This window comes from Streptomyces sp. NPDC005408, assembly GCF_040606445.1.
In the GTDB taxonomy this organism is placed as follows: Bacteria; Actinomycetota; Actinomycetes; order Streptomycetales; family Streptomycetaceae; genus Streptomyces.
Genome location: NZ_JBEXEX010000013.1, coordinates 128,981 through 151,137 on the forward strand (window position 1 = coordinate 128,981; position 22,157 = coordinate 151,137).

The 22,157-nt window shown below is 69.2% G+C and carries 19 protein-coding genes; 10 read left to right on the plus strand and 9 right to left on the minus strand.

The window, feature by feature from the left end; all coding sequences use genetic code 11:
- Positions 1-18 precede the first annotated feature (18 nt).
- Both ABZS64_RS15505 and ABZS64_RS15510 read left to right on the plus strand, forming a co-directional pair.
- Positions 19-414 carry a cupin domain-containing protein gene (locus tag ABZS64_RS15505; protein ID WP_355828699.1) on the plus strand — a complete coding sequence of 132 codons (396 nt, stop codon included), beginning with the start codon at positions 19-21 and terminating at the stop codon, positions 412-414.
- Positions 415-453: 39 nt separating this feature from the next.
- Positions 454-2,007 (plus strand): DUF2079 domain-containing protein, encoded by a 1,554-nt coding sequence (locus ABZS64_RS15510; RefSeq protein ID WP_355828702.1) that lies wholly within the window; start codon positions 454-456, stop codon positions 2,005-2,007.
- Here ABZS64_RS15510 and ABZS64_RS15515 read toward each other — a convergent pair.
- Positions 1,985-3,139: a winged helix DNA-binding domain-containing protein gene (locus ABZS64_RS15515; protein WP_355828704.1), complete on the minus strand. Its 1,155-nt coding sequence runs from the start codon at positions 3,137-3,139 to the stop codon at positions 1,985-1,987. The genes ABZS64_RS15510 and ABZS64_RS15515 overlap by 23 nt on opposite strands.
- Before the next feature lie 131 nt (positions 3,140-3,270).
- Between ABZS64_RS15515 and ABZS64_RS15520 the strand changes: the two genes are divergently transcribed.
- The gene (locus ABZS64_RS15520) at positions 3,271-3,624 is read left to right on the plus strand and encodes a helix-turn-helix domain-containing protein (protein WP_355828707.1); all 354 of its coding nucleotides are present in this window, start codon (positions 3,271-3,273) and stop codon (positions 3,622-3,624) included.
- 272 nt (positions 3,625-3,896) lie between these two features.
- Here ABZS64_RS15520 and mgrA read toward each other — a convergent pair whose 3' ends face one another.
- Positions 3,897-4,934, minus strand: a complete 1,038-nt coding sequence (gene mgrA / locus ABZS64_RS15525) for an L-glyceraldehyde 3-phosphate reductase (RefSeq protein WP_355828710.1) — start codon at positions 4,932-4,934, stop codon at positions 3,897-3,899.
- Positions 4,935-5,144: 210 nt separating this feature from the next.
- Between mgrA and ABZS64_RS15530 the strand changes: the two genes are divergently transcribed.
- From ABZS64_RS15530 to ABZS64_RS15550, 5 genes are all read left to right on the plus strand, one after another.
- Entirely contained in the window at positions 5,145-5,906 is a 762-nt protein-coding gene (locus ABZS64_RS15530) for an isoprenyl transferase (RefSeq protein ID WP_355828712.1), read from the plus strand.
- Positions 5,907-6,202: 296 nt separating this feature from the next.
- On the plus strand, positions 6,203-7,519 hold the full coding sequence (locus tag ABZS64_RS15535) for a PhoH family protein (protein ID WP_355828715.1): 1,317 nt from the start codon (positions 6,203-6,205) through the stop codon (positions 7,517-7,519).
- A 413-nt stretch (positions 7,520-7,932) separates the two neighbouring features.
- Positions 7,933-8,622 carry a transglycosylase SLT domain-containing protein gene (locus ABZS64_RS15540; protein WP_355828718.1) on the plus strand — a complete coding sequence of 230 codons (690 nt, stop codon included), beginning with the start codon at positions 7,933-7,935 and terminating at the stop codon, positions 8,620-8,622.
- A 115-nt stretch (positions 8,623-8,737) separates the two neighbouring features.
- On the plus strand, positions 8,738-10,066 hold the full coding sequence (locus ABZS64_RS15545; RefSeq protein WP_355828721.1) for an AI-2E family transporter: 1,329 nt from the start codon (positions 8,738-8,740) through the stop codon (positions 10,064-10,066).
- Positions 10,063-10,854 (plus strand): hypothetical protein, encoded by a 792-nt coding sequence (locus ABZS64_RS15550; protein ID WP_355828724.1) that lies wholly within the window; start codon positions 10,063-10,065, stop codon positions 10,852-10,854. Before ABZS64_RS15545 ends, ABZS64_RS15550 begins: the two co-directional genes overlap by 4 nt.
- 69 nt (positions 10,855-10,923) lie before the next feature.
- Here the strand turns inward: ABZS64_RS15550 and ABZS64_RS15555 are convergent, their stop codons facing one another.
- Positions 10,924-11,457, minus strand: a complete 534-nt coding sequence (locus tag ABZS64_RS15555; RefSeq protein ID WP_355828727.1) for an alkyl hydroperoxide reductase — start codon at positions 11,455-11,457, stop codon at positions 10,924-10,926.
- A 6-nt stretch (positions 11,458-11,463) separates the two neighbouring features.
- Positions 11,464-12,018, minus strand: a complete 555-nt coding sequence (locus ABZS64_RS15560) for a peroxiredoxin (protein WP_355828730.1) — start codon at positions 12,016-12,018, stop codon at positions 11,464-11,466.
- 131 nt (positions 12,019-12,149) lie between these two features.
- On the opposite strand from ABZS64_RS15560, the gene ABZS64_RS15565 reads away from it, so the two are divergent.
- The gene (locus ABZS64_RS15565) at positions 12,150-13,094 is read left to right on the plus strand and encodes a hydrogen peroxide-inducible genes activator (protein ID WP_355828733.1); all 945 of its coding nucleotides are present in this window, start codon (positions 12,150-12,152) and stop codon (positions 13,092-13,094) included.
- Between the two features lie 12 nt (positions 13,095-13,106).
- Here ABZS64_RS15565 and ABZS64_RS15570 read toward each other — a convergent pair whose 3' ends face one another.
- The 3 genes from ABZS64_RS15570 to ABZS64_RS15580 are packed head-to-tail and all read right to left on the minus strand — an operon-like array spanning position 13,107 to position 16,677.
- Positions 13,107-15,473: an FtsX-like permease family protein gene (locus ABZS64_RS15570; RefSeq protein WP_355828736.1), complete on the minus strand. Its 2,367-nt coding sequence runs from the start codon at positions 15,471-15,473 to the stop codon at positions 13,107-13,109.
- Entirely contained in the window at positions 15,470-16,156 is a 687-nt protein-coding gene (locus ABZS64_RS15575) for an ABC transporter ATP-binding protein (protein ID WP_355828737.1), read from the minus strand. The genes ABZS64_RS15570 and ABZS64_RS15575 overlap by 4 nt, the downstream gene beginning before the upstream one ends.
- Entirely contained in the window at positions 16,153-16,677 is a 525-nt protein-coding gene (locus ABZS64_RS15580) for a PadR family transcriptional regulator (protein WP_355828740.1), read from the minus strand. The genes ABZS64_RS15575 and ABZS64_RS15580 overlap by 4 nt, the downstream gene beginning before the upstream one ends.
- 260 nt (positions 16,678-16,937) lie before the next feature.
- Here ABZS64_RS15580 and ABZS64_RS15585 point away from each other — a divergent pair, with 260 nt between their 5' ends.
- Positions 16,938-19,157 (plus strand): transglycosylase domain-containing protein, encoded by a 2,220-nt coding sequence (locus ABZS64_RS15585; RefSeq protein ID WP_355828743.1) that lies wholly within the window; start codon positions 16,938-16,940, stop codon positions 19,155-19,157.
- Positions 19,158-19,254: 97 nt separating this feature from the next.
- Here the strand turns inward: ABZS64_RS15585 and ABZS64_RS15590 are convergent, their stop codons facing one another.
- Positions 19,255-21,105 carry a SpoIIE family protein phosphatase gene (locus ABZS64_RS15590; protein ID WP_355828746.1) on the minus strand — a complete coding sequence of 617 codons (1,851 nt, stop codon included), beginning with the start codon at positions 21,103-21,105 and terminating at the stop codon, positions 19,255-19,257.
- Between the two features lie 358 nt (positions 21,106-21,463).
- Positions 21,464-22,141: a DUF402 domain-containing protein gene (locus ABZS64_RS15595; protein ID WP_355828749.1), complete on the minus strand. Its 678-nt coding sequence runs from the start codon at positions 22,139-22,141 to the stop codon at positions 21,464-21,466.
- Between the last annotated feature and the right edge of the window lie 16 nt (positions 22,142-22,157).

Below are 22,157 nucleotides of genomic sequence, written 5' to 3' on the forward strand. Positions count from 1 at the left end.
CCGCGCAGTATCGACGGTATGGACAACAAGCCGGTCAACCTCACCGAAGCCCTCGCCTCCTTCGACGAGGTCTACAGCCCCCGCATCGTCGCCCGGATGAACGACTACGACGTACGGATCGCCCACACCGCCGGAGAACACGTCTGGCACGTCCATGAGGACACCGACGAGTTCTTCCTCGTACTCGACGGGCGTTTCGACATCGCCCTGCGTGCCGCCGACGGCACCGAGTCCACCGTCGAGCTCCACCAGGGTGACACCTACGTCGTCCCGAAAGGCGTCGAGCACAAGCCCTCCTCGCCCGGCGGCTCGATCCTGATGTTCGAGCCCTCCGGTACGAAGACGACGGGCGACCGGCACGACGGCGAGATTCCCGAGCATGTCGACAGCACCACGGGACACGACCTTTCATGAGCGGATCGAGTCCGGGATGCCCGTCTAGCATCCGGATGCATGCGGACATTTTCTGACAATGCGGCGGTACGGCGTGGAGTTCTGCGGTCCCTGATCCCCGCCCCCTCGCCGGAGCCCGGGGCCCGCCCCGCTGCCCGCTTCCCCGCCGCCCTGCTCCCCTGGAGCTGGGCGGCGGCGTTCCTTCTGCTCTATGCGACCGTCGCCGTACGCCGCCACATGCTCATGCGCACCACCGGCTACGACCTCGGCATCTTCGAGCAGGCCCTACGCGCCTACTCCCAACTGCGGCCGCCCATCGTCCCGTTGCGCGGGGACCACTTCAATCTGCTCGGCGACCACTTCCATCCGGCGCTCGCCGTCCTCGCCCCCCTCTACCGCCTCTGGCCGTCCCCCCTCTGTCTCCTCGTCGCCCAGTCCGCGCTCCTCGCGCTGGCCGCCGTGCCGCTCGTGCGCTGGGCCCTGCGGGTGCTCGGCCGCCGCCCTGCGCATGCCGTCGCCGTCGGCTACGGCCTGAGCTGGGGCATCGCATCGGCCGCAGCCTTCGACTTCCACGAGGTCGCGCTCGCCGTTCCGCTGATCTCCTTCGCCCTGGAGGCGCTCGGCCGGCAGCGCTGGGTGCAGGCCGTCGCCTGGGCGGCCCCGCTGGTCCTGATCAAGGAGGACCTGGGCCTCACCCTCGCCGCCCTCGGCGGCTACGTCGCGTGGAAGGGGCCACGCCGCCTCGGCGCGATCACCGCCGCCGCAGGACTGCTCGCATCGGCGATCGAGATCAAGCTGCTGCTGCCCGCCTTCAACCCGGCCGGCGGCTACGCACACGGCGAGAACCTCGCCGAAGGCAGCCACAGCTCGCTGCTCAGCACCATCGCCTTCGCCCCGCTGGACGCCCTGCGCCCCGACGTCAAAGCCATGACCCTGGTCCTGGTCTTCGCCCCGTCCGCGCTGCTCGCCCTGCGCTCATCGGTGGCGCTGCTCGCCGTGCCCACACTCGCCTGGCGGATGCTGTCGCAGAACGCCTTCCACTGGGGCACGTCCTTCCACTACAGCGCCGTCCTGATGCCGATCGTCTTCGCCGGTCTCATCGACACCCTGCGGCAGTGGCGCGGCGTGGACCATCCGCTCTCCACCCGCCATCTGCGCGCCTCGCTCGTCACGGTCCTCGCGGTCACCGTCGTCATGCTGCCGTCGTTCCCCCTCGCCCAGCTGGCCCAGCGCGCCACCTGGCACACCACGCCGCACATCCGGGCGGCCCGCTCGCTGCTCGCGCAGATCCCCGACGGTGCGACGGTCGCCGCCTCCAACCGCCTTGCCCCACAGCTCACTTCACGCTGCGAGGTCGTCCTGTTCCCGACCTTCCCGGTTCACGCGCGGCTGTACGAGTACGACACGAAGCAGCTGCCCCGCCCCACCGCGGAGTGGATCGTCCACGACAGCAGCGCGCCCGAGGCATGGCCCTACCGGACGGGTCACTGGCCCTACCCACCCGAGCAGCAGGCCGCCGAACTGGACGCCGCTCAGCGCAAGTACGGCTACGAGCGTGTTGCCCAGCGCGACGGCATCACCCTGCTGCGCCTCACGCATGCGCGCCGACCGTGACCCTCCCCACCGTCAACTCGGCCTGTCCCTGAAGGATTTCGCCGACCCGGTCGGCCTGCTGCTCCAGTTCCCGGCGGCTCGCGGCCGTCTTCAGCGCATCCCCGATAGGCTCCACGGTCACAGTGATCCGCCGCCCCGACCGCCGCTGGTGCCAGACACCGGCGACGGTCCCGCCGACGAGCACGACCGGGAAGTTCCCGGCCTGCCCGCCGGCCAGCGCCCGCTCGTACGCGGCTCCGGGGAACAGCAACTCGCGCGGCTGCGAGGCGATGGCGTACGCGTCGAAGTACGGCAGCAGCCGTACGCCCTGCGGAAGTTCGTCCGGGAACCCGGCATCGCCCGCGGCCACCCATGCCGGGCTGCCCTCGAACACGACCTCCTCGATGCGTGCCCCGTCCGCGAGCGAGGCGAAGAGGTCGGCGGCCCAACCCCTGGGTGCGGCAAGCCACTTGGCGAAGTGCTGCGGTGTCGCGGGCCCGTAGGCGCGCAGATAGCGGTCCACGAGCGCGGCCAGTGCGGCAGGCCCGTCCATGGGGGTGATGCCGGGACTGGTGTAGGTCGCCTTGCGGCCGCGGTTGGGCGCGAAGCGGAGCACCCCGCGGTGCGCGGCCCTGTGCATGACCTGGCGCCAGCGCGGCCACTTGTCCTGGAAGGCGTCCATCACCCGGTCCCCGGCCCAGGAGCCGGTTCGCGCGACGATCGCCTCGGTCAGCTCGTCGATCGTCAGCTCGGCGCCGGCGAGTGCGTCCCCGATGGCCGCGACGACCTGGTCGGTCTGCTCGGCCGTCATCCGTACGTCCGCGGGCTGGGGGCTCGGGCCGGCCGGGATCGCGGACAGCGCACCGGTCCACAGCGGAAGATCGGCCGCGGGCAGCAGATGAACGGTGCCGCGCGGCCCGTACGTCTTCACCAGGCTTCCTTCGCTCCACAGTGCCTCGCGCACATCGGCCCGGGTCGCGCCGCCGTCCAGCCGCAGGGCGAGCGACAGCTCGGCGGCGGACAGCACCTGCGCATGCGCCCCGAGCATGGCGGCGGCGATCCGGGCGGGGGAGCTCTTGGCGGGTGCGGCCAGTCCCTGGCGCGCCAGCCTGCGGGCACTGGCCTGGGTCCACGTCACACTGCGTTTCGTCATGCGGACGACTCTAGGAGCCATATAGGCCAGTTCCTGTCCTCGTTGCGAAGGGGCTGAACCAACCCCCGCCGACTCCCGTACGGTGGAGTACTGGCGAAACGGTAAGTACTGGTCGGACGAGAGGAGTTGGCGTGGGCAAGGTGAAGTCGTCCTACAGCTGCGGTCTCGACGCCGCCGTGGACGTCGTCGGCGGCAAGTGGAAAGCCCTCATCCTGTGGGCGCTGCACGACGGGACGTACCGCTTCGGGGAGCTGAAGCGCCATGTGAGCGGCGTCAGCGAGAAGATGCTCATCCAGCAGCTGCGCGAGCTGGAGGCGGACGGCGTTGTGCATCGCGAGGTGTACCGCGAGGTCCCGCCACGGGTGGAGTACTCCCTCACCGAGCTGGGCCAGGCGCTCAACACCGCACTGCTGCCGCTCGGGGAGTGGGGCGACGCCTTCATGGGGCAGATTCTCGCCAACAAGGCCAAGGAACAGGCCGTCTGACAGGGAGCCGCCGCCCAGCGTCAACGATGAGCCCGAAGCCGGGTCCCTCTTGGGGGGTACGGCCCCCGGGCGGGCTCCGGCCCCGGAAGCCGCCGCTTTCCGGGCCCGGCCCAGGGTGCCCGCGTCGCCTCCGTATCCGGAGCGTGGCTACGGCATGGCGTGGCACTCAGCACCACTTACGAAGGGTTATGGTGGAAACCCCCCCTCGGGCCGGTCCGTATCCCCCCCCACGGACCGGCCCGTTTTTTCCCTCCGCCTTCTTGGGCGCTCTCTCAGCCGCGCCCGGCCCAGATGTTGGTGCCCGCGGTGTCCACGGCGAAGGTGTCGATCTCCTTCAACTCCTCGGCGCTCAGGGGCGGCCCGGCCAGCGCCGCGACGTTCTCCTCCAGCTGCTGCACGCTGGACGCGCCGATCAGCGCGGAGGTCATCCGCGGGTCCCGCAGCACCCAGGACAGCGCCAGCTGGGCGAGCGACTGACCGCGCGACACGGCGATGTCGTTCAGACCGTTGAGACGCCGGGTGACCTCGTCGGAGAGCAGGTTCGGGTCCAGGGACTTGCCCTGCGTGGCCCGCGAGCCCTCCGGGATGCCCTTGAGGTACTTACCGGTGAGCAGGCCCTGCGCGAGCGGCACGAAGGAGATGCAGCCCATGCCCGCGTTCTCCAGCGTGTCGAGCAGTCCGTCGTCCTCGATCCAGCGGTTGATCATGGAGTACGAGGGCTGGTGGATGAGGGCGGGGACGCCCATCTCCTTCAGCAGTCCGGCCGCATCGGCGGTCTGCTCCGCGTTGTACGACGACACACCCACGTACAGCGCCTTGCCCTGCTGCACGGCGGAGGCCAGCGCGCCCATCGTCTCCTCGAGCGGAGTCTCCGGGTCGAAGCGGTGGGAGTAGAAGATGTCGACGTAGTCGAGCCCCATCCGCTTCAGGGAAGCGTCGAGGGAGGAGAGCAGATACTTCCGCGAACCCCACTCGCCGTAGGGACCGGGATGCATCAGATAGCCTGCTTTGGTCGAAATGACCAGTTCATCGCGGTACGCAGCGAAGTCCTGCGCAAAGATCTTGCCGAAATTGAGCTCGGCCGAACCGGGCGGCGGCCCGTAGTTGTTCGCCAGGTCGAAGTGCGTCACACCCAGATCGAAGGCGCGGCGCAGGATGGCGCGCTGCGAGTCCAGGGAGCGGTCGTCGCCGAAGTTGTGCCAGAGGCCGAGGGAGATCGCGGGGAGCTTGAGCCCGGAGCGGCCACTGCGCCGGTACTCCATCGACTCGTAGCGGTCCGCGTAGGCTCGGTAGGAGGAGGAATCAGTCACGCATCCCTCCTTATCACGGACTTGTGACAGACCGGGTTGGGCCGCTGTGGCCCGTGCGCAGTACTGTGGCGGCTTCGGGGACTGCCGCACACGGGGGTCAGGGACTGTGCTGCATCTCCTGGGGACTGTGACATCAGCGGCCGGCGCCGCGGAGCCCCAGACCCCGCGCAGTAGGGCCGGTGAGCCCGACAGAACCGAGAGGTGAACTCAGTGAACTTGCGCGACCTGGTGTACGGGCTCTACGCACGCCGGGTGGAAGGCCGCCTCGACCACGCCCAGGTGCCCAAGCACATCGGCGTCATCCTCGACGGCAACCGTCGCTGGGCCAAGGCGTCCGGCGGCACCGCCGCGCAGGGCCACAAGGCCGGGGCAGACAAGATCTCCGAGTTTCTCGGCTGGTGCCACGAGACCGATGTCGAGGTCGTCACGCTGTGGATGCTGTCCACGGACAACTTCGACCGGCCCGAGGACGAGTTGATCCCGCTGCTCGGCATCATCGAGGACACGGTCCGTGACCTGGCCGCCGACGGCCGCTGGCGTGTCCACCACGTGGGCACGCTCGACCTGCTGCCCGCCCGCACCCAGTCCGTAGTGAAGGAAGCCGAACAGGCGACCGTCGGCATCGACGGAATACTTGTGAACGTCGCTGTCGGCTACGGCGGCAGGCAGGAAATCGCGGACGCCGTCCGCTCCCTCCTCCTGGAGCACGCGGACAAGGGCACCAGCTTCGAGGAGCTCGCCGAGATCGTCGACGTCGAGCACATCTCCGAGCACCTCTACACCCGCGGCCAGCCCGACCCCGACCTGGTCATCCGTACCAGCGGCGAGCAGCGGCTGTCCGGATTCATGCTCTGGCAGAGCGCCCACTCCGAGTACTACTTCTGCGAAGTCTTCTGGCCCGCCTTCCGCAAGGTCGACTTCCTGCGCGCGCTGCGCGACTACGCGGCGCGTCACCGCCGCTACGGCGCCTGACGGGATTCCCGCGGCTCACGTACACCCGGGTGAGTGCTGTCACCCCGTGTTCATCCATGCGCCGTCATATGCCATGGCATGGCTGCGCATGTTCGAGGGAATATCCCTTCCAGAGTGAGTGGCATGGAGTCCGCTCACCCGGGAGGCCCTTTGCACCAGGACGACCGTGCAGTACCTGCACGGACGACGGGGAGGGCCGGTGTTCGGCCCGCGCATCGGCGCCCGAGCCCGGCCCCATCCCCCCGCGACGCCGTCGCAGTCGCACCCCGACCTCATCCGAGGGGGTACGTCCTTCCGTGGTGAACAGCACAAAGCGCCGCATGCCCGACAGGCGCACCTACGTTCTCGACACCAGCGTCCTGCTGGCCGACCCGAACGCTCTGACCCGCTTCGACGAGCACGAAGTCGTGCTCCCGATCGTGGTGATCACAGAGCTGGAGGCCAAGAGGCACCACCCGGAGCTCGGTTACTTCGCCCGCCAGGCCCTGCGCCTGCTGGACGATTTCCGTATCCGCTTCGGACGCCTCGACGCCCCCATCCCCATGGGCGACCTCGGAGGCACACTCCGTGTCGAGCTCAACCACTCCGATCCCGGCGTCCTTCCGGCCGGCTTCCGATTGGGGGACAACGACTCACGGATTCTGGCGGTGGCCCGCAATCTCCAGGCCGAGGGGTACGACGTCACGGTCGTCTCCAAGGACCTGCCCCTGCGTATCAAGGCCTCGTCCGTCGGCCTGCTGGCCGAGGAGTACCGCGCCGAGCTGGCCATCACCGACTCCGGCTGGACCGGAATGTCGGAACTGCCGCTCTCCGCCGAACAGGTGGACCTGCTGTACGGAGAGGAGACGCTGTACGTCCCCGAGGCTGCCGAACTGCCCGTCCATACGGGCCTCGTCCTGCAGTCCGAGCGGGGCAAGGCACTGGGCCGGGTCTCGGCCGAGGGCAATGTGAAGCTGGTGCGCGGCGACCGGGAGGCCTTCGGCATCCACGGCCGCAGCGCCGAGCAGCGCATCGCGCTCGATCTGCTCCTCGACCCGGACGTCGGCATCATCTCGCTCGGCGGCCGGGCCGGCACCGGAAAGTCGGCGCTGGCCATGTGCGCCGGTCTCGAGGCGGTCCTGGAGCGCAGGCAGCATCAGAAGGTAATGGTCTTCCGGCCGTTGTACGCCGTGGGCGGCCAGGAGCTCGGCTATCTGCCCGGCACCGAGGCCGAGAAGATGAGCCCCTGGGCGCAGGCCGTCTTCGACACGCTCTCGGCCGTGGCGGGCCGGGACGTGATCGAGGAGGTGCTGGGGCGCGGCATGCTCGAGGTCCTGCCGCTCACCCACATCCGGGGCCGCTCGCTGCATGACGCGTTCGTCATCGTCGACGAGGCCCAGTCCCTGGAACGGAACGTCCTGCTGACTGTTCTGTCCCGTATCGGGGCCAATTCCCGGGTTGTTCTCACGCATGATGTGGCACAACGGGACAATCTGCGCGTCGGCCGATATGACGGAGTCGTCGCCGTCGTCGAGAAGTTGAAGGGTCATCCGCTCTTCGCGCATGTCACCCTCACCCGCTCCGAGCGCTCGCAGATTGCGGCGCTTGTGACCGAAATGCTGGAGGAAGGCTAGATCTAGCCCGGAATACAAGCTGTTGGTGCAGTACGGCAGTTGGCGCCGCCCGGCAAAGCGCAAGAGCGTAGCCGGGCGGCGTCGTGCTGTCCCCCGGTTTCCGTAAAACCCCTGGCCCAAACGGCATGTGACCTTTCACACGCAACGAAGAATTGCCTTGCGGCGTCGGCTTCCGGCAAAGTCTTGCTTCCGTCAGGCCCCGCATACGACACACCAGCACCACCCGGTGCACCGCACCACACAACTCAAGACCTGCCGTCGTGTGCCGCCCGAGAGCTTCATGCGGCTTCTCCCGTGAGGGAGTTGCCCACCGGGTCCGCGCCTCCCGTGACCCAAGTAGTAGGGAGGCCAGTGCCAGGGGCACGATTGCGCTCGCGAGGTCACCGAAGCGGGCGATGCTGGAAGGAAACCGTGTGAGCCGGATCTCGGTCCGGGGATTCGCCGTGGCATCTGCCACTGCGGTCACCACCGTCGGCGCCGTCGTGGGCGTTGCGTCGGGCAATGTCCAGCCCTCGAGCGACAACCTCGAGGCAACGGCAGCCGACGCGACACTCCTCGCAGACATACCCGTGGGCCACCAGGCCCAGATTCAGGTCTCGTCCCTGACGCAGCAGGCCGACGCACAGGCCGCTGCCGCCGACGCGGCCGCGAAGAAGTCTGCCGAGGAAGCCGCCCGCCTCCAGGCCGCCAAGACCGCCGAGGCGAAGAAGGAAGCCGCCGAGGAGAAGGCGCAGCGCGAGGCCGATGCGAAGGAGCGCGCCAGCCGCGACTCCGTGCGCGACGCGTCGAGCTTCTCCGCGAAGAGCTCCTACTCCGTCGCCGAGGTCCAGGCGATCGCACGGCAGATGATTCCTGCCGACCAGTTCCAGTGCTTCAGCAACATCGTGGACCACGAGTCCAGCTGGAACTACCAGGCCCAGAACGCCTCTTCCGGCGCCTACGGTCTCGTCCAGGCGCTGCCGGGCTCGAAGATGTCCTCGGCCGGCGCCGACTGGCAGACCAACCCCGCGACTCAGATCAAGTGGGGCCTGAACTACATGAACAGCCGCTACGACAGCCCCTGTGGCGCGTGGTCGTTCTGGCAGGCCAACAACTGGTACTAGTTGCGGCCGACGCTCAACTTCGCAGAGCCCCTCACCGTCATACGGTGAGGGGCTTCGTGCGTGTACCGTCGTCGGAACAGCTCCGGGGGGAGTGGTGGGGGGAAGAGGAAAGATCATGTCAAGACTGCCAGGCTGGCTCGCCGGGATGGGCGCCTCTCTGACCCGGATCGGCGAGCACCTGGAAGAGCGCCGCACCGAGGCGGCCGAGGACGAGGTGCCCGGCGCCGTCCTGCCCGCCGTACCGGACAGTGTCCCGCCACCGCCCTCCTACGCCCCCGCGATAGCCGCCAGGCCCGATCCGGTCGCGGCCATCCCCTGGGGCATCCGCGTCGCCGCCGAGGCCGGCTGGCGGCTGCTCGTACTGGCAGGCACGCTCTGGGTGTTGATACGGGTCATCAGCGCCGTACAGCTGGTGGTCCTCGCCTTCGTCGCGGCGCTGCTCGTCACCGCCATGCTCCAGCCCACCGTCGCCCGGCTGAAGAGGCTCGGCCTGCCGCGCGGACTGGCCACCGCGGTCACCGCGATAGCGGGCTTCGTCATCATGGGGCTGGTCGGCTGGTTCGTGGTCTGGCAGGTCATGGACAACCTCGACAATCTCTCCGACCGGGTCAGGGACGGCATCGAGGAGCTCAAACGCTGGCTGCTCGACAGCCCGTTCCATGTCACCGAGCAGCAGATCAACGACATCGCCAAGAACCTCAGCGACACCATCGGGACCAACACCGAGGAGATCACCTCGGCCGGTCTGCAGGGTGTGACGGTGATGGTGGAGATCCTCACCGGGATACTGCTGGCGATGTTCTCCACGCTCTTCCTGCTGTACGACGGGAAGCGCATCTGGCAGTGGGTGCTCAAGCTGGTCCCCGCACAGGCACGCGAGGGTGTCGCAGGAGCCGGTCCGCGCGCCTGGCGCACGCTCACGGCCTATGTGCGCGGCACGGTGATAGTGGCGCTGATCGACGCGATCTTCATCGGCCTCGGCATCTACTTCCTCGATGTCCCCATGGCCGTACCGCTCGCCGTGTTCATCTTCCTGTTCGCCTTCATCCCGCTCGTCGGCGCCGTCATCTCCGGCGCGCTGGCCGTCGTCGTCGCACTGGTCACCCAGGGCGTGTTCACCGCGCTGATGGTGCTGATCGTCGTGCTGGCCGTGCAGCAGATCGAGGGCCATGTGCTGCAGCCGTTCATCCTGGGCCGCGCGGTCCGGGTGCATCCCCTCGCCGTCGTCCTCGCGGTCGCGGCGGGCGGCATGACCGCGGGCATCGGCGGCGCGGTGGTGGCGGTGCCGCTGGTGGCGGTGACCAACACGGTCGTCGGCTATCTGCGCGCGTACAGCAAGGAACAGGCGCTGCGTGCCGCGCCGCCGCCGCACGGCGCCACGGCTATCGAGGTCGCGCCGACCCCGGCACCCGCGACAGCCGGGGCCGCGGAGGACAGGGAGTGATATCCGAGCCGGAGCTGGTGGGGGAGGAACAGCCGCTCGGCGATGCGGAGATCCCCCGGCAGCACGGCGGTGGAGCGGACGCGGCCGACACGGACGCGGCCGATTCGGCCATGCCCGAGACGATCGCGGGCACGGCCACCGGTGTCCCGGCCTGGCGCTCCCGTCCGGCCTGGGTATGGGCGCTCGGCGGGGCACTGGTCGCATCGGCGCTGTGGGCGGGCGGTGTCTACGCATACAAGAGCAGGGACCCGGACCTCGGCGGATACCGCGTGAGCCGCAATCTCTGTCTGGAGACCGAGCTGAAGGCGCTGTCCACCGCGATCGGGAAGGTGGAGTCCCGGACGCCGATGGGGCGGGAGCACACCAGCCTCGACGTGGCCTACTGCTGGGCCGGCCTGACCCCGTCGGACCAGCCGGCGCCGAAGCCGGATGAGAACGGCCCGGAAGCGGCAACCGCGGAGGTCTACTTCACCTACGAACTGCACAAGAAGACCGACCCGGGGCCGGAGTTCGACGCCGGCGTCGGCATGCAGGGGATCTACGGGGACGAAGGGGTCCGGCTCGAGCGGGTCGAAGGACTCGGCGAGCGGGCCTACTTCGTCCTGGACGACACGAGCGACGACGTGCCGACCCTCCATGTGCTGGACGGGCAGGCGGTGCTCACCCTGGACGTACAGCCCGTGGGGCCGGACGACACCGACGGCGAGACCCCGCACGAGGATCTGTCGGGGATCCGGCCCTTCATGATCGAGGACATGAGGGACCTGATGGCCAAGCTGCGGAGCTGAACGTACGACAAAGGCGCCCCCGTCGGCTCGGCGCCTTCGTACATGGACCGTGATGGACTGTGTACGGACCTACTCGGCCAGGGCGGCCTCGGCGTCCAGGGTCGTACCGACCGCCTGGATCACCGCGGCGATCTTGAAAGCCTCCTGGACCGTCTCGCGGTCCACACCGGCCTTACGGAGCACCTGCTCGTGCGAGTCGAGGCACTGGCCGCAGCCGTTGATCGCGGACACGGCGAGCGACCAGAGCTCGAAGTCGACCTTCTCCACACCCGGGTTGCCGATGACGTTCATCCGCAGACCGGCGCGCAGCGTCCCGTACTCCGGGTCGGAGAGCAGATGCCGGGTCCGGTAGAAGACGTTGTTCATCGCCATGACGGCGGCGGCCGACTTGGCGGCGGTGTACGCCTCGGGCGAGAGGTTGGCCTTGGCCTCCGGCTCCAGCTCGCGCAGCACCTTCGGCGAGCGCGAGGCGATCGCGCAGGCCAGGACGGTGCCCCAGAGCTGCTGCTGAGGCAGGTCACTGCTGCCGATCACCGAACCGAGGTTCAGCTTAAGGTCCTTGGCGTAGTCCGGTACGGCGGACTTGAGGTTGTCGAGAGACATCTCGGATCACTCGCCCGACAGGAGTGCGACGGGGTCGAGGGTGTTCTCGCCCTTGGTCCAGTTGCACGGGCACAGCTCGTCGGTCTGCAGGGCGTCCAGCACCCGCAGGACCTCCTTGGGGTTACGGCCGACGGAGCCGGCGGTCACCATCGTGAACTGGATCTCGTTGTTCGGGTCGACGATGAAGACGGCGCGCTGCGCGAAGCCGTCCTCGCCCTCGATGCCGAGGTCGCGCATCAGCTCGTGCTTGGAGTCGGCCAGCATCGGGAAGGGCAGGTCACGCAGGTCGGCGTGGTCCTTGCGCCAGGCGTGGTGGACGAACTCGGAGTCGCCGGAGAAGCCGAGGATCTGGGCGTCACGGTCGGCGAACTCGTCGTTCAGCTTGCCGAAGGCGGCGATCTCGGTGGGGCAGACGAAGGTGAAGTCCTTGGGCCACGCGAAGACGACCTTCCACTTGCCCTCGTAGGACTTGTGGTTGATCTCCTCGAACTCCTTGCCGCTCTCCAGCGAGACGCAGGCGGTCAGTTCGAACGTGGGGAACTGGTCACCGACAGTGAGCACGCGCTCTCCTTGCACAGGTGGATTTCCCTTGTGGGGTCTTCCAGGGGGTTGGACGGAGCTTGATCCTGGCACAGGGTGCATTGATCACAGAAATAGCTAGACTCGGTCGTCATGATCGGAGGCAGTTATCAGTGAGCGGGACAAACAGGATCAAACAGCCGAGCCTCGCGCAGCTGCGCGCCTTTGCGGCCGCGGCCGAGCATCTGCACTTCCGGGACGCCGCGGCAGCAATCGGGATGAGTCAGCCCGCGCTCTCCGGGGCCGTGTCCGCGCTGGAGGTGGTACTGGGCGTCCAGCTGCTGGAGCGTACGACGCGCAAGGTGCTGCTGTCCCCGGCCGGGGAGCGGCTCGCGGTGCGGGCCAAGGCGGTGCTGGACGCGGTCGGCGAGCTGATGGAGGAGGCCGAGGCGGTGCGGGCCCCCTTCACCGGGGTGCTCAGGCTCGGTGTGATTCCGACCGTCGCTCCCTATCTGCTGCCGAACGTGCTGCGGCTCGTCCACGACAGGTACCCGGACCTCGATCTCCAGGTACACGAGGAGCAGACCTCCTCGCTCCTTGAGGGGCTCGGGGCCGGGCGGCTCGATCTGCTGCTGCTCGCCGTGCCGCTGGGGGTGCCCGGGGTGATCGAGCTGCCGCTGTTCGACGAGGACTTTGTGCTGGTCACGCCCGAGGACCACTGGCTGGGCGGACGGCAGGACATCCCGCGGGACGCACTGCGCGAGCTGCATCTGCTGCTGCTCGATGAGGGGCACTGTCTGCGCGACCAGGCACTCGACATCTGCCGGGAGGCGGGACGCACCGAGGGTGCTCCGGTGACCACGACCGCGGCGGGTCTGTCGACGCTGGTGCAGCTGGTCGCGGGCGGGCTCGGTGTGACCCTGTTGCCGCGTACGGCGGTCGATGTGGAGACCGGCCGGGCCGGGCGGCTGCAGACGGGGTACTTCGCGGAGCCCGCGCCCGCACGCCGGATCGCCCTGGCGATGCGCGCGGGTGCGGCACGCCAGGGCGAGTTCGCGGAGTTCGCAGGGGCGCTGCGGGAGGCGATGCGCCCGCTGCCCGTACGGGTGCTCGGCTGACTGGTCGGCCGGTTACTCCGTACGCAGCCCGTCCGGGCGCATCATCCGCCACAGCGGCGGCAGGCTCAGCAGCGTCACCAGCAGGATCAGGGCGGCTCCGACCCCGGTGATCGGCGCGAACGCCCACCAGTCGGCGACCTGCTTGTTCACCAGCTTCAGCAGGACGAGGCCGAGCCCGATGCCGCCCGTGACCGCGAGGACGAGCCCCAGCGCGATCGGCACGGCCGTCTGCCACAGCACCGACCAGCTCAGTGTGGCGCGGCGGGTGCCGAAGGCGACGAGCACCGACAACAGCCGCTTGCGGTCGCGGAGTTGCTCCAGGGTCGAGACCAGCAGCGACGCGGCGATCAGCAGCATCGTCGCCGTCGCGCCGACGAACAGACCGGTGCGTACGCTCGAGAACTGACTGTCACGCTCGAAGTTCTGCAGCGTGGAGACCCGGGTCAGCGGGTCGATGCCCGCCGCGGTGTTGCGTGCGTACTCGGCGGCGTCGGGCACATCCGGGTCGAGCTGGATCATCGCTCTGGCCCTGGGCACGCGCAGCTTCGACACATCGACTGTGGACGGCGTGGCCATGATGCCGAAGGACTTCTGCCCCATCGGGTCCGTACGGGAATCGACGTTCCTGGCGGAGGCGGGGATGCGCCACAGCACCGGCTCGGTCTTCTTCGGCATGCCCTCCGACGTGTACTCAGGCGGGTGCAGGTTGACCTGCGCGCCCGCGCGGGCCGTCTCGGCGAGATAGTCGTCGGGGGGCCCGTCGCCGCCGTGCGTACGGGCGATGAAGACGTCGCCGTCCTTGCAGGAGGGCAGCTTCGCCAGCTCCCGCAGCGACGGGCAGTCGGCGACGGTGATCGAGGTGGTGGGGATGAAACTCTCACCCTTGCGCTGCGGTCCTGGCCGCTCGACGGACGCCTCGATGATCCCGATCACGCCCGAGACACCCTTGGTCGCCGTGTACTTCTGGATCATCTCGCGGGCCACGGAGCCGTCCGCTGCGCTCGCGTGCGTCTCCAGCTGGGCCCGGGCCGAGTCCATGCCGGTCGGCTTCATGAAGTCGCTCTGTACGGAGGCGAAGAGCATCTGGAGCGCGATGGCTCCGGCCGCCGCGACGACGATGCCGCTGACCGCGCGGGCCGCCGTGCCGCTGCTCAACTGGAGTCTTCGTACGGCAAGTTGCCAGGAGACCGGGCCGCCGCGAAGACGGCCGACCACCGCCTCGACCAGCCACGGCAGCAGCGTCGTGACGCCGATCAGCACGAGCAGTGCGCCGCCCGCGATCTGATAGGTGGCGATCCGGGTGTCCCCCATGCCGACCTTGCCGGTCTGGGGCAGCAGCAGGGCGAGACCGGCCGTGGGCAGCAGCAGCCGCCACCACAGCCGCCGTCGGCGCGGTGCCGTGTTCCGTACGACACCGAGCGGCTCGATCGACACGCCTCGCAGCGTGAAGAGGGTGACCCCGATCGCGGATGCCGGTACGGCGACGACGATCAGCGCGGTCAGCGCCGGGCTCGGCACGATGTCGAACGGGAACGCGTTGACGTTCCAGACCGTCACCGAACCCGCCAACTGTCGTATCAGCGCGAAGAATCCGGCGCCCGCCGCCAGGCCGAGCAGCGCACCGCACAGTGACTCACCGGCTGCGATCCGCCGTGTCATCGCCTGGTCGGAGCCGACGAGACGCAGAGCGGCCAGCCGGCGGTCGCGCTGCTCGCCGCCGAAGCGGACGGCGGTGGCGATGAACACGGCCACCGGCAGGAGCAGAGCCACACAGGTCATCAGGATCACGAGCAGCAGTACGGCGTTCAGTGGTTCGCTCTTGCCCTCGTTGTCGCCGTAGCTCACAGCGCGCCAGTCGGCCGTCTGTGCGGAGAGGGTGTCGTTTCCCGCGTAGTAGCGCAGCTCGGCCGGGCCGATCAGGCCGCGGTCCTCGATGGTCGCGGTGATGCGATACGGCAGCCTGCCCTTCAGCAGGGCCCCTTCGGGGGAGTCGAGCAGTTCGGCGAGGGCGGGGGAGACGGCCATCTCGCCGGGCCCGGGCAGCTTCGCCAGGCCGGGCGGGGCCGGCGCGTGGGCGCCCTCCGGCCGGATCAGGGTGCCGCCGATGGTGTCGCCGCGGTAGAGCGTGCTGGTGGCGGCCATGAGGAAGGAGCGCTCGGAGCGCTTCACGCCGTTGTCGAAGGTCACCGTGCGGGCCGACTCGCGGTCTTCGCGGCTCTGGATGAGATGCGGCACGGATGCGGCGACCAGGAGAAGGGACACGCCCAGGCCGACGCCGATGGCGGTGAGGATCGTACGGGTCCAGCCGCGCCGGCCGCCGGTGACGGCGAACCGGATGCCCAGGGACAGATCTCGTATCCAGGTGGCGGCGCTGCTCATGCCACGCCCGCCATGTCGCGCAGCTTGCCGTCGCGGACGATGACTTCGCGGTCGGAGTACGCGGCGACCCGGGCCTCGTGGGTCACGAGGACGACCGCGGCGTTGGTGTCGCGGGCCGCGTCGGTGAGCAGCTGCATCACGCGCTCGCCGTTGAGCGAGTCGAGCGCGCCGGTCGGCTCGTCGGCGAAGAGCACGCGCGGTGAGGTGACCAGCGCGCGGGCGACGGCGACGCGCTGCCCCTGTCCGCCGGAGACCTCGCCGGGCCGCTTCTGCCCGACGTCGGAGATTTCGAGGCGCTCCATCCACTGCTGTGCGGCGCGCTCGGCCTCCTTGCGCCGGGTGCCGTTCAGGCGCAGCGGCAGGGCGACGTTCTCGGTGCAGGTCAGTTCGGGGACGAGCTGGCCGAACTGGAAGACGAAGCCGTACTCGCTGCGGCGCAGCGCACTGCGTGCGGAGTCCGGCATCGCGGTGAGGTCGCGCCCGCCGTAGGTGATGGTGCCCGCGTCGGGCCTCACGATCCCGGCGAGGCAGTGCAGCAGGGTCGACTTGCCGGAGCCGGAAGGACCCATGACGGCGACGACCTCGCCGGGGTGGATGGAGAAGGACGCCCCGTCGAGTGCGGGGGTGGGGCCGTACGCCTTGTGCAGATCCTCGGCGACGAGCAGCGAGCCTGCGGGGGTCATCCGCGCACCGCCTCGGCGAGCTGGTCGAGCCGGGCTGCGGTCAGCTCCAGCCACCTCAGATCGGCTTCGAGATGGAAGAGGGCGTGGTCGCAGATGAGCTGATCGGCGAGGTCACCGCGGCGCTTGCGGTCGGTGAGGATACGCATCAGCCGCAGGTGCTCGGCCCGCTGCGTATCGAGCAGATCGGCGGCGCTGCGGCCGGTGAGCAGCGCGAGGACGACCTTGGTGTAGAGGGTCGACTGGAGATACGGCTCGGGCTTCTCGGGCTGGGCGAGCCACTGCGAGACGTCGGTGATCCCGGCGTCGGTGATGGCGTACCGCTTCCGCTCGGGCCCGCCGCCGGCCTCTATGCCGTCGACCTGGACGAGGCCGTTCTTCAGGAGGCGGGACATGGTCGAGTAGACCTGCCCGTAGTGGAGCGGCCGGTCGTGGCCGAACATTTCGTCGAAGGCGCGCTTGAGGTCGTAGCCGTGGCGCGGGCCGGACTCGAGGAGTCCGAGCAAGGTGTGACCGATGGACATGGAGAGCACTCTACATGCGGTGTATACGCGGTGTGTATACCCGGGGGGTATAGCTCCCCGTCAGTCACATCCCTCACGCGGTCAGGCAACCTTCCGGGGCCCTGGGGAGTCGGTTCCATGAGACGGGGTGCTGATTCTCACGTCCGGAAAAGACCGGATCGGTTGCCCTTTGTCTGTACGAGCAGTGTTAGCTTTCTGAGCTGATTCCGGGCCGATTCCGGGCATCCACCACAGAAAACGACGAGCGGAGCGACGAAGCGATGGGCCGAGCGGAAGCGCGACAGGCCCGGCAGCGCGGGGCGCGCCGGGCGAAGAAAGCCAAGCCCACGGGCATACGGCGCTTCTTCACCTGGCGGAAGCTGCTGGGCACCTTCCTCGGCTTCTGCCTGCTGGCGATGGGCGCGTTCTTCGTGATCTATCTGCTGGTGCCCGTGCCCTCGGCCAATGCTCAGGCCGAGATGCAGAGCAACGTCTACAAGTACAGCAACGGCAAGATCCTCGCCCGCACCGGCAAGATCAACCGCGAAATCGTCGGGCTCGAGAAGATCCCCAAGGACGTTCAGGACACCTTCGTCGCGGCCGAGAACAAGACCTTCTACAAGGACTCCGGAGTCGACTTCAAGGGCACCGCCCGCGGCCTGATGAACACCCTCACGGGCAAGGGCAAGCAGGGTGGCTCCACCATCACCCAGCAGTACGTCAAGAACTACTACCTGAACCAGGACCAGACGGTCACCCGCAAGCTCAAGGAGCTGGTGATCTCGCTCAAGGTGGACCAGAAGAAGGACAAGAGCGAGATCCTCGCCGGGTACATCAACACCAGTTACTACGGGCGCAGTGCGTACGGAATCCAGGCCGCGGCCCAGGCGTACTACCGCAAGGACGCGAAGGACCTGAACGTCGCCGAGGGCGCGTATCTCGCCGCTCTCCTCCAGGCCCCCAGCCAGTACGACTTGGCGGTCGCCACGGAAACCGGCAAGAAGCTCGTCACCGAGCGCTGGAACTACGTACTCGACAACATGGTCGAGGAGGGCTGGCTCGACTCCGGCAAGCGCGCGGGTCTGAAGTTCCCCAAGCCGAAGGAGCCGAAGGCCGCCCCCGGCATGGAGGGCCAGACCGGCTACCTCGTCGACGCGGCCAACGCCGAGCTGGAGCGTCAGAACATCAGCGAGGAGCAGATCAAGGCCGGCGGCTGGACCATCACGCTCAACATCGACGAGAAGCGCCAGAAGCAGCTGGTCAAGTCGGTGAACAAGCAGCTCGAGGAGAGGCTCGACCGCAAGAAGGACAAGGCCGACGCGACCGTCCAGGCGGGTGCGACGTCTGTCGACCCGAAGACCGGCCACGTCGTCGCGCTCTACGGCGGCATCGGTGCCACCGAGCACTGGCTGTCCAACGCGACCCGCCGCGACTACCAGCCCGCGTCGACCTTCAAGCCCGTCGTCCTCGCCTCGGCCCTGGAGAACGGCGCCGAGACCCAGGACGGCGTGAAGATCGGCCTCAAGACCAAGTACGACGGCACCAGCAAGCGGCCCGTCGAGGGCAGCGACACCCCCTTCGCGCCGGAGAACGAGGACGACAGGGACTACGGTCCGGTCAGCGTTCAGCGGGCGACCAACAGCTCGATCAACTCCGTCTTCGCGCAGATGATCGTGGACGTCACCCCTGCCAAGGCGAAGAAGACCGCGCTCGACCTCGGCATGAAGGACGGCAAGGACTTTCCGGAGCGGCCCGCGATGTCGCTCGGCACGATGGGCGCCTCCACCTGGGACATGGCCGGGGTGTACGCGACCTTCGACAACCATGGCAAGAAGGTCACGCCGACCATCGTGAAGTCCGCCGAGCGCCAGTCCACCAAGGCCGATCTGGACGACCCGATCGGCGACCAGAAAATCAGCCGCGAGGCCGCGGACACCACGACGGCGGCCATGACGGGCGTCGTGAAGTCCGGCTCCGGCACCAACGCGGCCGGCGACTACCAGGCGGCGGGCAAGACCGGTACCTCGGAGAACAACCGCTCGGCCTGGTTCGTGGGCTACACCCCCGAACTGGTCACCGCTGTCGCCCTGTTCGGCGAGGACCCCAAGGGCGGGCAGGTCACGCTGACCAACACCGTCAACGAGGGCCGCGCCAACGGTGGTGGCGTCCCGGCGAAGATCTGGAAGCAGTACACGACGGGCGCCCTGGACGACGAGGCGGCATCCGCCGAGTTCGACCTGGAAATCGCAGAGGGCGCGACCGCGGACCCGGATCCGACGCCGACGGAGACCCCGTCCGAGACGCCCTCGGAGACCCCGTCCGAGAAGCCCACCAAGACTCCGAAGGACAAGCCCACCAGGACCCCGACGGACAAGCCCACCAGGACCCCGACGGACGATCCGACGCAGACGCCGACGGAGACGCCGACCATCACGCCGCCGACCGATCCGGGCGACGGCGGGCCCGGCGGGCCGAACGGCAATCCCGTCGTCAAGCCGTAGGCCGTACGACAGAACCCGCACATGACGGTGCCCGCGGATCCCTCGATCCGCGGGCACTGTCATGTGCGGTGCCGGCTCAGCCGCCGTTCACCTCGGGTCATGTACGGGTGGGGACCTCGAACCAGACGACCTTGCCGGTCGACAGGCGAGTGGCTCCCCACCGTCTGGCCAGCCGGTTGACCAGGAAGAGTCCGCGTCCGCCCTCGTCGGTGTCCCGGGCCCGCCGCTGCCTCGGCAGCTGCGGAGAGTCGTCGCCGACCTCGCAGCGCAGCACTTCCGTACGCAGCAGCCGCAGCGTCACCGGTCGCTCGGCATACCGCACGGCATTGGTCACCACTTCGCTGACCAGCAGTTCCACCGAATCGGACAGGTCCTCCAGATTCCACCGGGCGAGCGCGCGCCGGGCCAGCCTGCGGGCCCGGCCGGGTGCGGAGTCCTCGGGCTCCAGGAACCAGTACGCGACATCACTCGGCGCGATCCCGTCGAAGCGGGCCGCGAGCAGCGCGATGTCGTCGTCCCGGTCGCCCGGGCCGAGCATGTCGAGCACGTCGTCGCAGAGCGCCTCCAGCGGCGGCGAATGGTCGGGCCCGGTCAGCTGGGCGGTGGCGGCAAGCCGCTCCCGCAGCTGCTCGATCCCCGTCCACACATCGCGCAGCCGGGACTCGACCAGACCGTCGGTGTACAGCAGCAGGGTCGCGCCGGCCGGGGCGTCCAGCTCCACGGCCTCGAAGTCCACTCCGCCCACGCCGATCGGCGCTCCCGGCGGTACGCGCAGCACCTCGGCCCGCCCGCCCAGGTGCAGCAGGATGGGCGGCGGGTGGCCCGCGTTGGCGATGGTGATGCGGTGCGAGACGGGGTCGTAGACGGCGTACAGGCAGGTCGCCATCCGGTCGGTGCCGAGCCGCTGGGCCTGCTCGTCCAGATGGTGCAGAACCTCCTGCGGCGGCAGGTCGAGCCCGGCCAGGGTCTGCGCGGTGGTCCGCAGCTGGCCCATGATCGCGGCCGAGGTCATGGAGTGCCCCATGACATCGCCGACGACCAGCGCCACCCGGCTGCCGGGCAGCGGGATCGCGTCGTACCAGTCGCCGCCGACGCGGGCCGTCTCGGCGGCCGGCAGATAGCGCGAAGCGAGCCGTACGCCGGTCGGCTGGGGCAGCGAGTCCGGCAGCATCGTGCGCTGCAGCTCGTCGGCGATGTACGCCTCGCGTCCGTAGAGCACGGCCTTGTCGATGCCGAGCGCGGTGTGCGTCGCCAACTGGGCAGCGACCAGAAGGTCGTTGGGCTCGAAGGCGGGCCGGTCGGGACGGCGCAGGAAGACCGCGGCGCCGATCACGCGCCGCCTGCCGCGGAGCGGGGCGAGTATCGCGCGATGGCCGCTGGGCACGGTCCGTCCGTCGCCCAGCAGCTCGGGCAGCGCTGCCCGAGCGGCCGCGGAGTCGCCGAAGACCGGCCGCACGCCGCGCAGCACCTCGGAGAGCGCACCGCCGGACCGCACCTCGCACAGCTCGGCGGCCGGTGAGAGGTCGGTCTGCGGGTCGAGGACCGGGATGGGGAGTGCTGAGCCGAGATCGGCGTCCTCACCGGCTAAACGCAGCCTGTCGGTCCTGCGCAGCCGCAGGACGAACGGCGAAACGGGCCGCTCGTCGCCCACCGGCAGCGGGTCGCGGAGATAGACGAGGATCGCGTCGGAGAAGGTCGGCACGGTCGCTCTGCACAGCCCGAGGACGATCTCGTCCAGATCTATCCCGCGTGCGATACGCCGCGTCGCGGCTCCCACGAAACGCAGCCGGTCGCCTTCGCGGCGTGCCGTCCCCGCCAGGTCCTGAGGGGGACCGGACGGTGAGGGCACCGGCGATGGGCCGGTCGCCTCCGACCGCGGCCGGGTGCGTTCCTGCGGCCGGGCAGCCAGGGGCTGCCGGCCTTCATGGGAGGTGGGCTGCTCCGTCACTCGTGGGATTCCGTCCGTCCGGGCCGGTTGTGCGATGCAATCGCCTCGTGAGGTGCTGTGCTACCTCGGGGGATAACCCCCGAACCCCCGGGTGAAACAACCGCTCTGCGGGCGGCGTCGACAGGATGGCAGGCATCCGGCACAGCTCCACCCCCTTGGCACTGCCTCGTGATGACTTACGGTCAGGTCGTGTGCTGCGCTCAATGGTTGCCGAAACGGCGCAGCCTTGCGGACGACGATCCTACGTTTGCCCCCAGGGGGCGCATCAAGGGTCTCACGAGGTCGTATGCGCCGGAGTGTGTTCCCGTACCGGAACCAGCCACACCGTTCATCGCCGCCCCGGGAGACTGCGGACGACTCACGAGGTGAGCTGCGCGGGAGTCCGGCCCCAGTCCGCGGGCAGCTCGGGAACCCGCCAGGACGGGTCGGGCCGCCAGCCCTCCCAGCCGTCCGAGAACGGTGCTCCCCAGGCCCTGATGACCTCCACGGCCGCCTCGCCCGCCTCCCGTACCCGCTCCGCCTTCCCGGCGTCCATCAGGCCGACGAGCTGGGCCTGGCCGAACTCGTCCTCGTCGTGCCAGCGCCAGCTGCGGTCCGGGTAGACGGACAGGTCCAGAAAGTGGTCCTCGGAGTCGATGCCGCCCGCCCAACGAGTGCGTGGCTCTTCGAGGTTGACGTACCAGTTGCGGAAGCGCCAGTCGCGCTCCCAGAACAGCCACACCGACCACGGCTGCCCGGGCCGCGCCAGCTTCAGCACCCCCGCGCCGGACCAGCGGGCCCGGGTGACGGTGCGGGGCGCGGTGTAGCGGGTGGCCAGCGGCTCCTGGTGGACGGGCGTGCCGTCGGCGAGCACCGGCTTCACGCACTCCGTGCCCGGCGCCATCCACACCGCGAGCAGCTCCTCCGTGTCCTGTACGACGGTCACGGGGCGGCAGATGTGGACGGCGGCGCCCGACAGGTCCGGGGCATGGCCGCGATAGCGCCAGAGGATGTGGTCCCCGGGCGTCCAGCGTGCGATGCGTTCAGTACCTGTCATGAGCAGATCTTAGGAG

Excerpts from the sequence above, each read along its gene's own strand:
- ABZS64_RS15570 (WP_355828736.1), bottom strand. The coding sequence starts at position 15,473 with ATGAGCAGCGCCGCCACCTGGATACGAGATCTGTCCCTGGGCATCCGG.
- ABZS64_RS15545 (WP_355828721.1), top strand. The coding sequence starts at position 8,738 with ATGTCAAGACTGCCAGGCTGGCTCGCCGGGATGGGCGCCTCTCTGACC.
- ABZS64_RS15510 (WP_355828702.1), top strand. The coding sequence starts at position 454 with ATGCGGACATTTTCTGACAATGCGGCGGTACGGCGTGGAGTTCTGCGG.
- ABZS64_RS15575 (WP_355828737.1), bottom strand. The coding sequence starts at position 16,156 with ATGACCCCCGCAGGCTCGCTGCTCGTCGCCGAGGATCTGCACAAGGCG.
- ABZS64_RS15505 (WP_355828699.1), top strand. The coding sequence starts at position 19 with ATGGACAACAAGCCGGTCAACCTCACCGAAGCCCTCGCCTCCTTCGAC.
- ABZS64_RS15580 (WP_355828740.1), bottom strand. The coding sequence starts at position 16,677 with ATGTCCATCGGTCACACCTTGCTCGGACTCCTCGAGTCCGGCCCGCGC.
- ABZS64_RS15585 (WP_355828743.1), top strand. The coding sequence starts at position 16,938 with ATGGGCCGAGCGGAAGCGCGACAGGCCCGGCAGCGCGGGGCGCGCCGG.
- ABZS64_RS15595 (WP_355828749.1), bottom strand. The coding sequence starts at position 22,141 with ATGACAGGTACTGAACGCATCGCACGCTGGACGCCCGGGGACCACATC.
- ABZS64_RS15555 (WP_355828727.1), bottom strand. The coding sequence starts at position 11,457 with ATGTCTCTCGACAACCTCAAGTCCGCCGTACCGGACTACGCCAAGGAC.
- ABZS64_RS15515 (WP_355828704.1), bottom strand. The coding sequence starts at position 3,139 with ATGACGAAACGCAGTGTGACGTGGACCCAGGCCAGTGCCCGCAGGCTG.